16 protein-coding genes are annotated in these 13,539 nt (G+C 70.9%); 3 read left to right on the top strand and 13 right to left on the bottom strand.

The features are described 5' to 3' along the window. Nucleotides 1–15: 15 nt before the first annotated feature. The 6 genes from rpmI to FBZ33_RS10340 all read right to left on the bottom strand — a co-directional run bounded on the left by rpmI (nucleotide 16) and on the right by FBZ33_RS10340 (nucleotide 4,535). Entirely contained in the window at nucleotides 16–210 is a 195-nt protein-coding gene (gene rpmI, locus FBZ33_RS10365) for a 50S ribosomal protein L35 (RefSeq protein ID WP_099852283.1), read from the bottom strand. A gap of 19 nt (nucleotides 211–229) precedes the next feature. Further along, nucleotides 230–880: a translation initiation factor IF-3 gene (gene infC / locus FBZ33_RS10360; protein WP_088947485.1), complete on the bottom strand. Its 651-nt coding sequence runs from the start codon at nucleotides 878–880 to the stop codon at nucleotides 230–232. A 471-nt stretch (nucleotides 881–1,351) separates the two neighbouring features. Continuing rightward, complete coding sequence (locus FBZ33_RS10355) at nucleotides 1,352–2,347, bottom strand: IS30 family transposase (protein ID WP_141908230.1); 996 nt, start codon at nucleotides 2,345–2,347, stop codon at nucleotides 1,352–1,354. 150 nt (nucleotides 2,348–2,497) lie between these two features. Further along, on the bottom strand, nucleotides 2,498–2,971 hold the full coding sequence (locus FBZ33_RS10350) for a PH domain-containing protein (RefSeq protein ID WP_185755265.1): 474 nt from the start codon (nucleotides 2,969–2,971) through the stop codon (nucleotides 2,498–2,500). Between the two features lie 407 nt (nucleotides 2,972–3,378). Beyond that, nucleotides 3,379–4,224: an ATP phosphoribosyltransferase gene (gene hisG / locus FBZ33_RS10345; RefSeq protein WP_088947483.1), complete on the bottom strand. Its 846-nt coding sequence runs from the start codon at nucleotides 4,222–4,224 to the stop codon at nucleotides 3,379–3,381. A gap of 47 nt (nucleotides 4,225–4,271) precedes the next feature. Beyond that, nucleotides 4,272–4,535, bottom strand: coding sequence for a phosphoribosyl-ATP diphosphatase (locus FBZ33_RS10340; RefSeq protein ID WP_088947482.1), 264 nt, complete (start codon nucleotides 4,533–4,535; stop codon nucleotides 4,272–4,274). A 145-nt stretch (nucleotides 4,536–4,680) separates the two neighbouring features. On the opposite strand from FBZ33_RS10340, the gene FBZ33_RS10335 reads away from it, so the two are divergent. The 3 genes from FBZ33_RS10335 to FBZ33_RS10325 are packed head-to-tail and all read left to right on the top strand — an operon-like array spanning nucleotide 4,681 to nucleotide 7,132. Continuing rightward, on the top strand, nucleotides 4,681–5,544 hold the full coding sequence (locus FBZ33_RS10335) for an ABC transporter substrate-binding protein (RefSeq protein ID WP_141908856.1): 864 nt from the start codon (nucleotides 4,681–4,683) through the stop codon (nucleotides 5,542–5,544). Then, nucleotides 5,541–6,386: an amino acid ABC transporter permease gene (locus FBZ33_RS10330; protein ID WP_099857298.1), complete on the top strand. Its 846-nt coding sequence runs from the start codon at nucleotides 5,541–5,543 to the stop codon at nucleotides 6,384–6,386. The genes FBZ33_RS10335 and FBZ33_RS10330 overlap by 4 nt, the downstream gene beginning before the upstream one ends. Nucleotides 6,387–6,388: 2 nt before the next feature. Beyond that, nucleotides 6,389–7,132, top strand: a complete 744-nt coding sequence (locus FBZ33_RS10325; protein WP_088947479.1) for an amino acid ABC transporter ATP-binding protein — start codon at nucleotides 6,389–6,391, stop codon at nucleotides 7,130–7,132. Between the two features lie 76 nt (nucleotides 7,133–7,208). Here the strand turns inward: FBZ33_RS10325 and ribH are convergent, their stop codons facing one another. The 7 genes from ribH to rpe all read right to left on the bottom strand — a co-directional run bounded on the left by ribH (nucleotide 7,209) and on the right by rpe (nucleotide 13,422). Next, complete coding sequence (gene ribH / locus FBZ33_RS10320) at nucleotides 7,209–7,709, bottom strand: 6,7-dimethyl-8-ribityllumazine synthase (protein WP_088947478.1); 501 nt, start codon at nucleotides 7,707–7,709, stop codon at nucleotides 7,209–7,211. A 2-nt stretch (nucleotides 7,710–7,711) separates the two neighbouring features. Then, on the bottom strand, nucleotides 7,712–8,977 hold the full coding sequence (locus FBZ33_RS10315) for a bifunctional 3,4-dihydroxy-2-butanone-4-phosphate synthase/GTP cyclohydrolase II (RefSeq protein WP_088947477.1): 1,266 nt from the start codon (nucleotides 8,975–8,977) through the stop codon (nucleotides 7,712–7,714). Beyond that, nucleotides 8,974–9,657, bottom strand: a complete 684-nt coding sequence (gene pnuC, locus FBZ33_RS10310; RefSeq protein ID WP_141908855.1) for a nicotinamide riboside transporter PnuC — start codon at nucleotides 9,655–9,657, stop codon at nucleotides 8,974–8,976. The genes FBZ33_RS10315 and pnuC overlap by 4 nt, the downstream gene beginning before the upstream one ends. After that, on the bottom strand, nucleotides 9,657–10,301 hold the full coding sequence (locus tag FBZ33_RS10305) for a riboflavin synthase (protein WP_141908854.1): 645 nt from the start codon (nucleotides 10,299–10,301) through the stop codon (nucleotides 9,657–9,659). The genes pnuC and FBZ33_RS10305 overlap by 1 nt, the downstream gene beginning before the upstream one ends. A gap of 1 nt (nucleotide 10,302) precedes the next feature. Next, nucleotides 10,303–11,364 carry a bifunctional diaminohydroxyphosphoribosylaminopyrimidine deaminase/5-amino-6-(5-phosphoribosylamino)uracil reductase RibD gene (gene ribD, locus FBZ33_RS10300; protein WP_088947474.1) on the bottom strand — a complete coding sequence of 354 codons (1,062 nt, stop codon included), beginning with the start codon at nucleotides 11,362–11,364 and terminating at the stop codon, nucleotides 10,303–10,305. A 419-nt stretch (nucleotides 11,365–11,783) separates the two neighbouring features. Continuing rightward, nucleotides 11,784–12,740 (bottom strand): response regulator, encoded by a 957-nt coding sequence (locus FBZ33_RS10295; protein WP_088947473.1) that lies wholly within the window; start codon nucleotides 12,738–12,740, stop codon nucleotides 11,784–11,786. Between the two features lies 1 nt (nucleotide 12,741). Further along, on the bottom strand, nucleotides 12,742–13,422 hold the full coding sequence (gene rpe / locus FBZ33_RS10290; protein ID WP_088947472.1) for a ribulose-phosphate 3-epimerase: 681 nt from the start codon (nucleotides 13,420–13,422) through the stop codon (nucleotides 12,742–12,744). Nucleotides 13,423–13,539: the final 117 nt, after the last annotated feature.

Genomic DNA, 13,539 nt, shown 5'->3' with positions numbered 1-13,539 from the left:
TAAAGGTGGCGCGCGTCAGCGGCCGAGCAGCTTCTTGATGCGCTTGACGTCGGCCTTGGCCAGCACGACCGTGCCGGTCAGCCGGCGGGTGTGGGTGGAGGACTTCTTCTCCAGGTTGTGACGGAGGCCGGCCTGCTGGGCAACGATCTTGCCCTTGCCGGTCACCTTGACCCGCTTACCCATACCCGTGTGGCTCTTCATCTTCGGCATGTGGAACGTCTCTCCCCTGTTACTCGCCGCTGGTATCGGCGGCGAGGCCGGTGTCACCGGCTGCTGCGGTCTCGCCGACCGCTGCGGTCTCATCGGCTTCCGGAGCGGCGGACTCGTCCCCTGCCCGGTCCCGAGGTCCACCGCGGGACGCCGTAGCGGCGACCGCGGAGGCCTTGACGGCCCGATGCGGAGCGAGAACCATGATCATGTTTCGGCCGTCCTGCTTCGGAGCGGCCTCGACGTATCCCAGTTCCGTGATCTCGGATTCGAGTCGACGCAGGAGCCGGTAACCCAGCTCCGGACGACTCTGCTCGCGACCGCGGAACATGATCGTCACCTTGACCTTGTCGCCCGCCTTGAGGAACCGCACCACGTGACCCTTCTTGGTCTCGTAGTCGTGCGGGTCGATCTTCGGTCGAAGCTTCATTTCCTTGATGACGGTCTGCTGCTGGTTACGCCGCGCTTCGCGCGCCTTGAGTGCGCTCTCATACTTGAACTTGCCGAAGTCCATGAGCTTGCACACCGGCGGGCGCGCCATCGGCGCAACCTCGACCAGGTCCAGATCGACGTCCGCGGCCAGCTGAAGAGCGCGCTCCAGCGGGACGATGCCCACCTGCTCACCCTCTGGGCCGACCAGTCGGACCTCACGTGCCCGGATCTGCTCGTTCACGCGTGGTTCGACGCTGATGGGGCCTCCTCGAGTCGCTTCTGCTCAGTGCCGACCCCCGCAGCCCCCGGATGGGAACCAACCCGAAAAGCAGAAGGCCCCGGCGCATGCCAGGGCCCGCTCGACCGGTCAGCACGATCACAGGATCGCGCATCCGGCGCCGGGACATGCCCGGAACCGGTGACCGGACCCGGCCACCGTAGCGGCGACTCGGGTGGGAGCAGGCGCTCCGCTTTCAAGGCTGTCTGCTCGCACGCGGAGACAGCCTGGTCGACTCGACAACACTACACCGGCGCCCCGTCCGCCCCCAAACCGGGCACCACCTGAAGGTCAAGGCCCTGGCCGCGCCGGCCGTGCTGGCCGCCCCACCCCGGTCGTGCCGGACGAGTCGGACGAGTCGGGCGGGCGCGGGCCAAGATCCGCGGGCGTGCTCGGGCCAAGATCCGCGCAGTTTCCCTGAAAGTGCTCCCGTGCTCAGCCGGTGGAAGCAATCTGGCTGGTCAGCAGCTCGGCGAAGACTTCTTTGGGTTTCTTGTAGCCGAGGATACGGCGGGGTCGGTTGTTGAGTCGGTCGGCGATGGCGTTGAGGTGGTCGTGGTCGTTGGGGATGACGGTGCCGCGGGGTAGGTATTCGCGAATCCACCGGTTGGTGCTCTCGTTGGTGCCGCGTTGCCAGGGACTGTGGGGGTGGGCGAAGTAGACGTCGATACCGGCGGCGATGCTCAGGGCGGCGTGTTCGGCCATTTCGGTGCCGCAGTCCCAGGTCAGGGTGCGGCGCAGGGCGTCGGGCAGACCGGCGATGCCGGTGGCCACGGCGCTGGTGACGGTGGGGCTGTCTCTTCCTGATAGCGGGATCAGGATCAGGAACCGGGAGGTGCGTTCCACCAGCGTGGCGGTGGCGCTGGCGCCGTTCTTGCCGATGACCAGGTCGCCTTCCCAGTGCCCAGGTACCCGCCGGTCCTCGGCCTGGACGGGCCGCTGATCGATGAACGTCGGGTTCGGGATCTTCGGCGCCCGCGACGCCGGCGAACGCGCCGGGCGACGGTTCCTGCGGCCACTGCGCAACCGCAGGTGCTGCCGTGCCAACTCCCCGACCGGCAACGCATACATCCACGTGTAAATCGCCTCGTGCGACACCCGCATCGCCTCGTCCTCGGGATAGTCCACCCGCAACCGCCCAGCGACCTGATCCGGCGACCAACCCTCACCCAACAACGCCACCACCACCTCCCGCAGCCGCGCGTCCAACTCCAGCTTGCACGGCTTCGGCCGGCGCCGCGCCCGCTGCGCCTGCCGCTGCGAACGCCACGCCCGATAGAACCCCCGCCCACCACCCCGACAAATCTCCCGCGACACCACACTCGGATCCCGACCAATCCGCGCCGCAATCTGCTGACCCGAGAGCCCTTCAGCGATCCCCCGCGTGATCTCTTCCCGGTCCACCACCGTCAACGGCCTACGACCCGCCACGCCCCACCAGCCTCTCAGCGATCACCCCGCCGAAGAGACCAACGAACGACAAGATCGATTGCTACGACCACCTGAGCACGGGGCTGCCTCCGGCGACGCTGAGACAGCAGTTTCAGGGAAGTTGTCCAGATCTTGCCGATGGGATGCGGGTCAGCGGCCGGCGGCGCGTTCGGCGAGGTGGGCCTGGTGCGCCTCGTGCAGTCGCCGCAACGCACGGACCCCGTCGACGGCAAGCTCCTTGTCGGCCGCCTGGAGGGCGATCATCGGCAGGAGGTCGTCGTCATGCAGCTCCAGGCTGGCCCACGGCGCGCCCCGGTCGAACCGGACTCCCCGGACAACCTCCCAGGGCAGCTCGTAGGAGCTGATGATGTTGCGCACCCGGACGCCACGCGCGTCCGCCTCCACCCGCGGACGGGTGAACAGCAGGAAGCCCAGCGCCCCGAAGATGCCCAAGCCGACCATGGCGATCTGGTCGCCGCGCTGGAAGCTGCCGTAACCGTCGCCGGTCGGCCCGCTCAGCGAGGTGGCGACCAGACCGAACACCACCACCAGCGCAACCGCCGCCGACCAGCAGACCACGCGGATGCGGCGGGGCTTCAGGCGGACCAGTTCGGTTTCACTCACCCCACCAGTCTGCCATCCGCACCCGCCCGTGGGCCGCACCACCCGCCGAGCGACCACTCAGCGCAGCCATGCGGGCAGGACACATCGCGCCACCGGGCAACACCGCACCGCACGCGAAGATCGTGCTCGATCCAGGATCCAGTGGCCTCCGACGAGATCGACACCACTACTTCAATGATCAAGCGCGATCTTCCCGGTCGGGGCACGGCCGCCGGGAGGTTCCTCGCCGCACACCCGCGCCGGACCACCCGCGCCTCACACCCGCGCCTCACACCCGCGCCTCACACCCGCGCGGGCGCGACAGATCCACTCGGGTTTCGTGAAACGGGGGTGTCCCCGGCGCGCGGACACCCCCGTTTCAGCGAACCCGAGTTAATCAAGCGCCGGGCCGCCCGCCGGACGACCGGTCAGAGGCGACAGGCGTGGATGTTGGTGACGAGGATGGCGCGAGCGCCCAACTCGTACAGCTCGTCCATGATCCGGTGGACGTCGTCGCGGAGCACCATCGCCTGCACCGCCACCCAGCCCTCGCGGTGCAGCGGCGAGACGGTGGGTGACTCGATGCCCGGGGTGAGCCCGCTGGCGCGGTCCAGCAGGCCGGCCGGCACGTCGTAGGCGAGCATCACGTAGCGGCGGGCCACCAGCACACCGTGCAGGCGGCGCAGCAACTGTTCGGCCTGCGCGTTCGCGGGCGCGCCGGCACGCCGGACCAGCACCGCCGAGGAGCGCAGCAGCGGCTCCCCGAACACGACGAGGCCCGCCTGGCGCAGGGTGGCGCCGGTCTCCACGACGTCCGCGATCACGTCGGCGACACCGAGGCGTACGGCGTTCTCCACCGCACCGTCGAGGCGGATCACGTCGGCCTTGACTCCGACCTCGCCGAGGTGCCGCTCGACCAGCCCGGGGTACGCGGTGGCGATCCGGTGGCCGCCCAGATCCTGGACGGAGGCGATGTCGTCGGGGCGGGCGGCGAAGCGGAAGGTGGCCCGGCCGAAGGCGAGGTCGACGACCTCTTCCGCCGGCGCGGCCGAGTCGATCAGCAGGTCCCGACCGGTGATGCCGAGGTCGAGGTCACCGGAGCCGACGTAGGTGGCGATGTCCTTGGGGCGCAGGTAGAAGAATTCGACGTCGTTGGCCTCGTCCCGGCAGACGAGGTCCTTGGGGTCGGTGCGCTGGCGGTAGCCCGCCTCGCGCAGCATCTGGGCGGCCGGCTCGGCCAGGGTGCCCTTGTTGGGGATGGCGACACGCAACATGACGGAGTGCTCCTTCGATCCGGATGGCGATCAACGGGTGGGGGCACTCACAGATGTCGGTAGACGTCCTTGAGGTCGAGACCACTGGCGAGCATGAGCACCTGGACCTGGTAGAGCAGTTGGGAGATCTCCTCGGCGGTGCGCTCCGGCCCCTCGTGCTCGGCGGCCATCCACGACTCGGCCGCCTCCTCGACGACCTTCTTGCCGATGAAGTGCACCCCCTTTTCCAGGGCGGCGACGGTGCCCGAGCCCGGGGTGCCGGCGGCGGCCTTGGCCTGCAGCTCGGCGAACAACTCCTCGAACGTCTTCACGGGAGAGGATTCTTCCAGCCGGTCGACTCGCACCGTACGTCCGGGTCCGCCAACACCCGGTCAGCGGGACTTCGAGGCGGCAATTCCCTATCGGCATGGTGGGACAACCTTCGATCGATGCTCATGGAGCTCTACGCTGTCGGCCATGGCCAGCAGCTCACGTCTCCTCGCGCTCACCCTCGCCGGTGCCGCCGTCGTAGCCACCGCCGGATGCGCGCCACAGAAGGAACTACCAACCCCCGCTGTCACCACGGGTCTGTCCTGCGCCAAGGACAGCCTGCCCACCCGTACGCCGGGCAAGCTCACCATCGCCACCGACCAGCCCGCGTACGAGCCGTGGTTCTCGAAGGACAAGCCGGAGAGCGGCGAGGGCTTCGAGTCGGCCGTCGCGTACGCGGTGGCGGAGAAGCTCGGCTACGCCCGCGCGGACGTCACCTGGACGCGGGTGAAGTTCGACACCGCGATCGCGCCCGGGCCGAAGGACTTCGACTTCGACATCAACCAGTTCTCCATCACCGAGGAGCGCAAGCAGGCGGTGGACTTCTCCGCGCCGTACTACCTGGTGCGGCAGACCGTCGTCGCGTTGAAGTCCTCGAAGATTGCCGGCAGGACGTCGCTGGCAGATCTTCGCGACGCGCGGCTCGGCGCCCAGGTGGGCACCACCAGCTACCAGGCGATCACCGACGTGATCAAGCCGTCGGCCAAGCCGCAGGTCTACAACAGCAACGACGACGCCAAGAAGGCCCTGCAGAACGGGCAGCTGGACGGTCTCGTGGTGGACCTCCCGACCGCCTTCTACATCACCGGGGCGGAGATCACCGACGCGACGATCGTGGGGCAGGTGCCGCAGGTCGGTACGCCCGAGGCGTTCGGGCTGCTGCTGGACAAGAACTCCCCGCTGACCTCCTGCGTGACCGGCGCGGTCGGTCAGCTCACCGCGGCCGGCACGCTGAAGCAGTTGGAGCAGACGTGGCTCGCGCAGGCGGCGGGGGCGGCCGAGCTGCGGTGACGCTCCTGGATCACGTGCCATCCGAGGCGCAGCGGCGGCGGTCGGCGTACCGGCATCGGCAGACCGTCTACAGCGTGGTGGTCGCGGCCTGTTCCACGGCGGCGCTCGGCACGCTGCTGGTCGTCGCGGTGACCGGTGCGCCCGGCTGGGACCGGGTGCGGCAGTCGTTCCTGGACCCGGAGATCGCCCGGGACGCGTTGCCGGCGGTGCTGAGCGGGCTCTGGCTCAACGTCCGGTTGCTGGTCTGCTGTGCGGTCGGCGCGCTGCTGCTCGGGCTGGTGATCGCTGTGCTGCGGACGTTGCGCGGCCCGGTCTTCTTCCCGGTCCGGGCACTCGCCGCCGGCTACACCTACACCTTCCGCGGCCTACCGCTGATCATCGTGCTGTACCTGCTCACCCTCGGCGTGCCCGGCCTGCGACTGCAGGGGATGCCGCCGGTGCTGGTGCTCGGTGGGGCCGCGTTGGTCCTCACCTACAGCGGTTATCTCGCCGAGGTGTTCCGGGCCGGCATCGAGTCGGTGCACCCCAGCCAGCTCGCCGCGGCGCGCTCGCTGGGCCTGACCTACCGGCAGACGATGCGCCACGTGGTGCTGCCGCAGGCCGTCCGTCGGGTGGCGCCGCCCCTGCTCAACGACGTGGTGGCGTTGCAGAAGGACGTCGGGCTGGTCTCGCTCGCCGGGCCCATCGACGCGGTCCGCGCGGCTCAGATCGCCACCGCCCAGTCGTTCAACTACACGCCGTACGTCGTGGCGGGGGTGCTCTTCGTGCTGCTCGCGATCCCGCTGATCGCGGTCACCGACTGGGTGACGCTGCGGGCGGCGCGCCGACAGTCGGGAGGCTGAGGATGGCTTTGCTTCGCTGCCGGGGTCTGCGCAAGGAGTTCGCCGGCCAGGTGGTGCTCGACCAGCTCGACCTGACCGTCTCCGAGCATCAGGTGGTGGCGCTGATCGGCGCCTCCGGGTCGGGCAAGTCGACGCTGCTGCGGTGCGTGAACCTGCTGGAGGAGTTGGACGACGGCACCATCGAGCTGGACGGGGAGGACATCTCCGATCCCCGGGTTGACCCGGACCGGGTCCGTCGGCGCATCGGCATGGTGTTCCAGGCGTACAACCTGTTTCCGCACCTGAGCGTGTTGGAGAACGTCACCCTCGCCCCGCGCCGCGTACACCGGCGGGCCCGGGCGGAGGCGGAGGCCCAGGCCCGGGAGCTGCTCGACCGGGTGGGGCTCGGCGCCAGGGCGGACGCCTACCCGGACCGGCTCTCCGGCGGGCAGCAGCAGCGGGTGGCGATCGTCCGGGCGCTGGCGAACTCACCTCGGCTGATGCTGCTCGACGAGGTGACCTCCGCGCTGGACCCGGAACTCGTCGGTGAGGTGCTGGCGATGATCCGGGACCTGAAGGCCGACGGGATGACCATGGTGCTGGCCACCCACGAGATGAGCTTCGCCCGGGAGGTCGCCGATGAGGTGTGCTTCCTCGACGAGGGTCGGGTCGTCGAGAGCGGCCCGCCCGAGCAGGTGCTGGGCGAGCCGACCCAGCCGCGCACCCGGCAGTTCCTGCACCGGATCATCGAGGCCGGCCGGCTCTGAAGCCGGCCGCCCCGCACGCAGGCGGCATCTCAAGCCGGCCGCCGGCAAGGGCGGGGCAGCCGGCGGCGAGGATGCCTCAGCCGCCGAAGCCGACCCGCTGGGCGCTGCCGGCGGCGACGGTCCGGACGGCCAGCGCAGCGTCGAGCGCGGCGACGGTCGCGGCCCAGCCCTTGTCCTCCGCCGAGCCGGGCAGACCGGCGCGGTCCCGGGCCTGCTCGATGGTCTCCACGGTCAGCACCCCGTGCGCCACCGGCTTGCCCTCGTCCAGCGCCACCCGGGTCAGCCCGTCGGTGACCGAGCGGCAGACGTAGTCGAAGTGCGCGGTGGAACCGCGGACCACCACGCCGAGCGCGACCACCACGTCGCAGCGGCGCGCGAGGGCCTGGGCGACCACCGGCAGCTCGACCGAGCCGGCGACCCGGGCGACCACGGACCGGGCCCCGCACGCCTCGGCGGCCGCCAACGCCCGCTCCAGCATGTGGTCGGTGAGGTCGCCGTGCCAGCGGGCGGCAACGACCCCGACGGTCAGCCCCGCGGCATCCACCGCGTCGACTCCCGGCTCACCGAAACCCGCCATCGTCATGCTCCGATCTCGTCGTTGGCGACCGGGCGCCCCAGCGGCGCCTCGGACAGCTCGTCCAACTCGTCCAGCAGGTGACCCATCCGGTCCCGCTTGGTGCGCAGGTAGCGCAGGTTCTCCGGGTGCGCACCGGCCGGCAATCCCTCCCGGCCGGTGATGGTCAACCCGTAGCCCTCCAACCCGGCCCGCTTGGCCGGATTGTTGGTCAGCAGTCGCATCGAGCGCACGCCCAGGTCGTAGAGGATCTGCGCGCCGGTGCCGTAGTCGCGGGCGTCGGCCGGCAGGCCCAGGTCGAGGTTGGCGTCGACGGTGTCACGGCCGGAGTCCTGCAACTGGTACGCCTGCAGCTTGTGCAGCAGCCCGATGCCGCGCCCCTCGTGCCCGCGGACGTAGAGCACCACGCCACGGCCCTCCCGCCCGACCCGGGCCAGCGCGGCGTCCAGCTGCGGCCCGCAGTCGCAGCGCAGTGAGCCGAACACGTCCCCGGTGAGGCACTCGGAGTGCACCCGCACCAGCACGTCCTGGCCGTCGCCGAGGTCGCCCAGCACCATCGCGATGTGTTCGGCCGGGTCGTGCTCCGCGCGGTAGCCGAGGGCCCGGAAGACCCCATGCCGGGTGGGCATCCGGGCGTCGGCGACAAGCTCGACCTGCTTCTCGGTACGCCGCCGGTAGGCGATCAGGTCGGCGATCGTGATCAACGTGAGGCCGTGCTCGGCGGAGAACTTCTCCAGGTCCGGCAACCGCATCATGGTGCCGTCGTCGTTGACCAGCTCGCAGAGCACGCCGGCCGGGCGCAACCCGGCCAGCCGGGTCAGGTCGATCCCCGCCTCGGTGTGCCCGGGGCGGCGCAGCACCCCGCCCTCGCGGGCGCGCAGCGGCACGACGTGCCCGGGCCGGGCCAGGTCGGTCGGGTCGGTCGCCGCTGCCGCGAGCAGCCGGCTGGTGTGCGCGCGGTCGGCCGCCGAGATGCCGGTGCTGACACCCTCCCGGGCGTCCACTGTCACCGTGTACGCGGTGCCGCGCCGGTCCTGGTTGGTGTGGTGCATCGGCGGCAGGTCGAGGCGGTCGGCCTCGCTCTCGGTCAACGCCACGCAGACGTACCCGGAGGTGTAGCGCACCATGAACGCCATCAGCTCCGGTGTGGCCAGCTCGGCCGCGAAGATCAGGTCGCCCTCGTTCTCGCGGTCGGCGTCGTCGACGACGACCACCGGCCGACCGGCCGCGATCTCGGCGACCGCCTGCTCGATATCCCCGAAGCTGGTCACGCGACGGCCTCCCGGTAGATGGGCGTACGGGCGAGGGCCGCGGCGCGCGAGGTGCGCCACCAGGCGGCGAAGCCCCAGGCGCAGAGGGCGCCGTAGATCAGGTACATGACCGCCGACGGGTAGAACCCGCCGCGCAGCAGCAGCGGCACGCCGACCGCGTCCACCGCGATCCAGAGCAGCCAGAACTCCACCCAGCCGCGTGCCATGCCGTAGGTGGCCAGCAGGCTGCCGGTGAGGATCCAGGCGTCGGGCAGCGGACCCCACGAGCCCAGCGCCTTGAGCACCGGGTACGCGGCGGCGGTGCCGACCACGGCGGCCAGCAGCAGCATCAGCCGCTCCCGCCCGGTGGCCCAGCGCGGGACGACCGCTGCCTGACCGCCGTCGGCGCGGCGGTTCGACTGCCAGCGCCACCAGCCGTAGACGCTGACCGCGAAGAAGAACACCTGTCGGCCGGCCTGCCCGTACAGGTCGTGCTCCTGGGGGGTGGCGAACACCCCGCCGAGGAAGACGGTGAGCAGCAGCGCGTTGCCGACCATGCCGACCGGCCACGCCCAGACCAGCCGGCGCAGCCCGAGCAGCGCGGAGACCAGCCCGAACGCGTTGCCGACGATCTCCCGGGCCAGCACCGACGAGCCGCCCACCTGCACCTGTGCGTCCAGCAGCCAGCTCAGCGGGCCCATCAGGCCACCCCGCCGGTGATCGAGGCCGCCCCGGTGCCGTCGGTGCCCGTGAGCCGATCGCCGAGCAGCCGCTCGACGTACTTGGCCAGCACGTCGACCTCCAGGTTGACCGGGTCGCCGACGCTCTTCGCGCCGAGCGTGGTCAGCTTGAGCGTGGTCGGGATCAACCCGACGGCGAACTCGTCCGCGCCCACCTGGGCCACGGTCAGCGAGACACCGTCGATGGTGATCGAGCCCTTCTCCACCACGTACCGGGACAGGGCGGCGGGCAGCCGGAACCGGACCGTCTCCCACTGCTCGGCCGGCTCCCGGGAGAGCACCGCGCCGACGCCGTCCACGTGGCCCTGCACCAGGTGCCCGCCGAGCCGGCTGCCGAGTGCGGCGGCCCGCTCCAGGTTGACCGGGTCGCCGACGTTCAGCGCGCCCAGCGCGGAGCGGCGCAGCGTCTCCCCCATCACGTCGGCGGTGAAGACCCCGTCGGCCACGTCCACCACGGTCAGGCACACGCCGTTGACCGCGATGGAGTCGCCGTGCCGGGCGTCGGAGGTGACCAGCGGACCGCGTACGCCGATCAGCGCCGAATCGCCCGCCGTCGGCGTGACCCGGACGATCTCGCCCAACTCCTCGATAATGCCGGTGAACATCTCAGCCCTCCCTTTTGCGGGGCAAAGCGGTGATCCGGAGATCCGGACCGATCTGCGTAACGTCGACGAACTCCAGATCGATGGCCTCAGCGATGGTGCTCACTCCGGCGTCGACCAGGGCGGTCGGGCCGGCGCCGAGCAACCGGGGTGCGACGTACCCGACGATCTTGTCGACCAGGCCGGCCCGCAGGAACGCGCCGGCCAGCCGGGGGCCGCCCTCCAGCAGCACCGCGCGGACCCCGCGCTGGTGCAGCGCCGCGAGCAGCGCCGTCAGGTCGACCCGGCCGTCCGGGTCGGCGCCCACCTCGGCGGCGGTCGCGATCCACGTCCGCGCGGCGCCGTCGCGGACCCGGGCGTCAGCCGGGGTACGCCCCGAGCTGTCCACCACCACCCGCAGCGGCTGCCGGATGGCCAGGCTGCCGTCGCGAAGGTTGCGAGCGGTCAACCGGGGGTCGTCGGCGAGAACGGTGCCCACCCCGGCGAGCACCGCGTCGACAGTGCCACGCAGGGCGTGCACATCGATCCGGGCCGCCTCCGAGGTGATCCACATGCTGGTGCCGTCCAGCGCAGCGGAGCGCCCGTCGACGGTTGCGGCGTACTTCCAGATGACGTACGGCCAGCCCCGGCGCATCGAGGTCAGCCAGGCGACGTTGCCGGCCTCGGCCTCCTCGCCGCGTACGCCCAGGTCGACACGGACCCCGGCGGCGCGCAGGGTGGCGGCGCCGCCGGACGCGACCGGGTTGGGGTCGGGCACGGCGATGACCACCCGGGCGACCCCGGCCTGGACGAGCGCCGAACTGCAGGGGCCGGTGCGGCCGGTGTGATCGCAGGGTTCCAGAGTGACGACGGCGGTGCCGCCCTTGGCCCGCTGCCCGGCCTGCGCGAGGGCGACGATCTCGGCGTGCGGCCCGCCGGCGTACGCGTGGAAGCCCTCACCCACGACCTGGCCGTCGTCGTCGAGCAGCACGCAACCGACCACCGGATTGGGGCTGGTCGTGCCGAGCCCGCGCGCCGCCAACTCGATCGCACGCCGCATCGCCTCATCGACGGAGACGCTGGCCATCGCGCTGCCCCTGCCCTCTCACTCGCCGGTCCGCGCGCTGGCGGTCAGGGAGGCTGCGGCCATGGAGCCGCGGGCAGGCGGAGGCGGAGTCCGGGAACGGCACAGCCGCCCCGGAGGGCTCGGCACGGCACGCTGAAGCCAGCGGCCGGCTCGGACCCGTCCGTCCCGCGCGCTGTCTCCCATCCGGACTGTCTGGGCGCGGACGAACCGCCCCCAACCGTCGGCCCCGGATTTTCACCAGGTCCACCGGGCGGCCAGAGCCGTCCGGGTCGCGGGCTGACCACGGTTGGACCGTGGATCACCGCCGGTTCGGAATTTCACCGAGTCCCGCCAGCGCGTGGTGGGTTATACGGGCAGTCTTACACGCCGATGCGGGTGCGCCGCCACCTAGGCGAGGTACTTCACAGCGGGATCACGCGTCAGGTGACGCCGCGACGCCGATCCACTGCCACGTACGAGCCCGGCTGGCTCTTGGCGACCGTCTTCATCTCCGAGGCCACCGCGATCGCTTCGAGGGGGTCGGTGAACCGCTTGCCGGCGTCGGAGAGGGACACCCCGATGGAGAGCGTGACCAGGGCGGCGCGCCGGATGTTGCCGCGCCGGTCCTTCAGCTCGACGAAGCCGCGCTCACGGTCGGTCGCGTCGTAGAGCGTGTCGGCCGACTTCTCGAAGTCGACCACCGCCCGGGACGTCAGCGGGCGGACCTGGTCCGGGGCGCAGACGATGACGAAGTCGTCGCCACCGACGTGACCGAGGAAGGCCGGTGGCAGCCCCACCGCCACCACCGCCCGGTGCAGGCTGCGGGCCAGCGCGGAGATGAAGTCGTCGCCGCGGACGAAACCGTACCGGTCGTTGACGCTCTTGAACCGGTCGATGTCGATGTAGCCGACCGCGTAGTCGACACCGTGGCGGACCCGGTCGCTGATCTCCCGACGGATCCGGCTGTTGCCGGGCAACCCGGTCAGCGGGGAGACCTCCCGGAACTCCTTGTTGCGGCGCAACGTGGAGGAGACCCGGGCCACCAGCTCGGCGGTGTCGAACGGCTTGACCAGGTAGTCGTCGGCGCCGGCGCTGAGACCGTGCACCTTGTCCACCGTCATACCCTTGGCGGTCAACATGATCACCGGAATGGCGGAGGTCATCGGGTCGGCGCGCAGCCGCCGGGTCAGCTCCAACCCGTCGATCCGGGGCATCATCAGGTCGATCACCGCCAGGTCCGGACGCTGGCGTTCGATGACCTCGAGCGCCTCCTGACCGTCGCTGGCGTGGATCACCTCGAAGCCGTGCAGCCGCAGGTTGAACTCGACGAAACGAGCGATGTCCTCGTCGTCGTCGACGACGAGGATGATGTCCTTACGGTCGTCGTCGGAGTCCACCTCAGGCGCCTGGAGCCGCGCGTGCCGCCAGTGCCCGCAGGTGCCGTACGGCCTCGGCCGGGTCGGCGGCGCCGTACACGGCGGTGCCGGCCACGAACGCGTCGGCGCCCGCGGCGGCGGCCTGCTCGATGGTGTCGGCGGCGATCCCGCCGTCCACCTCGATGCGCAGTTCCAGGTGCCCGGCCGAGATGTGCCGGCGGGCGGTACGAACCTTGTCCAGCAGTTGCGGGATGAACCGCTGCCCGCCGAAGCCGGCCTTGATCGTCATGATCAGCAGGGTGTCGAAGCTGGGCAGCAGGTCGAGGTACGGCTCGATCGGGGTGTCCCGGTCGATGGCCAGGCCAGCCTTCGCACCGGCCGAGCGCAGGTCCTTGGCCAGCGCCACCGGATCGTCGGACGCCTCGGCGTGGAAGGTGACGTTGTACGCCCCGGCGTCCGCGTAACCGGGGGCCCAGCGGCGCGGATCCTCGATCATCAGGTGCACGTCGAACGGCATCGCGGTGACAGCCCGCAGGCTCTGCACGACGGGCAGCCCGATGGTCAGGTTCGGCACGAAGTGGTTGTCCATCACATCGACGTGCAACCAGTCCGCGGCGTCCTCGACGGCACGGACTTCTTCGGCGAGGCGGGCGAAATCGGCGGCCAGAATGCTCGGCGCGACGATCGGCGGCGGTACGGTCACGTGGTCAGTGTACGAACGTTGCGGCCCGCAACCCGCATCGCGGCACCAACAGGGACACGCTGTGATCCAGCAGTGACCAGTGGTGCAGAATTGGTCGCTCCGGACCGCCGATTCCGG

The sequence above is a fragment of the Micromonospora sp. A202 genome, assembly GCF_006715105.1.
In the GTDB taxonomy this organism is placed as follows: Bacteria; Actinomycetota; Actinomycetes; order Mycobacteriales; family Micromonosporaceae; genus Micromonospora; species Micromonospora zamorensis.
This window is presented reverse-complemented; position numbering and strand designations above follow the sequence as displayed.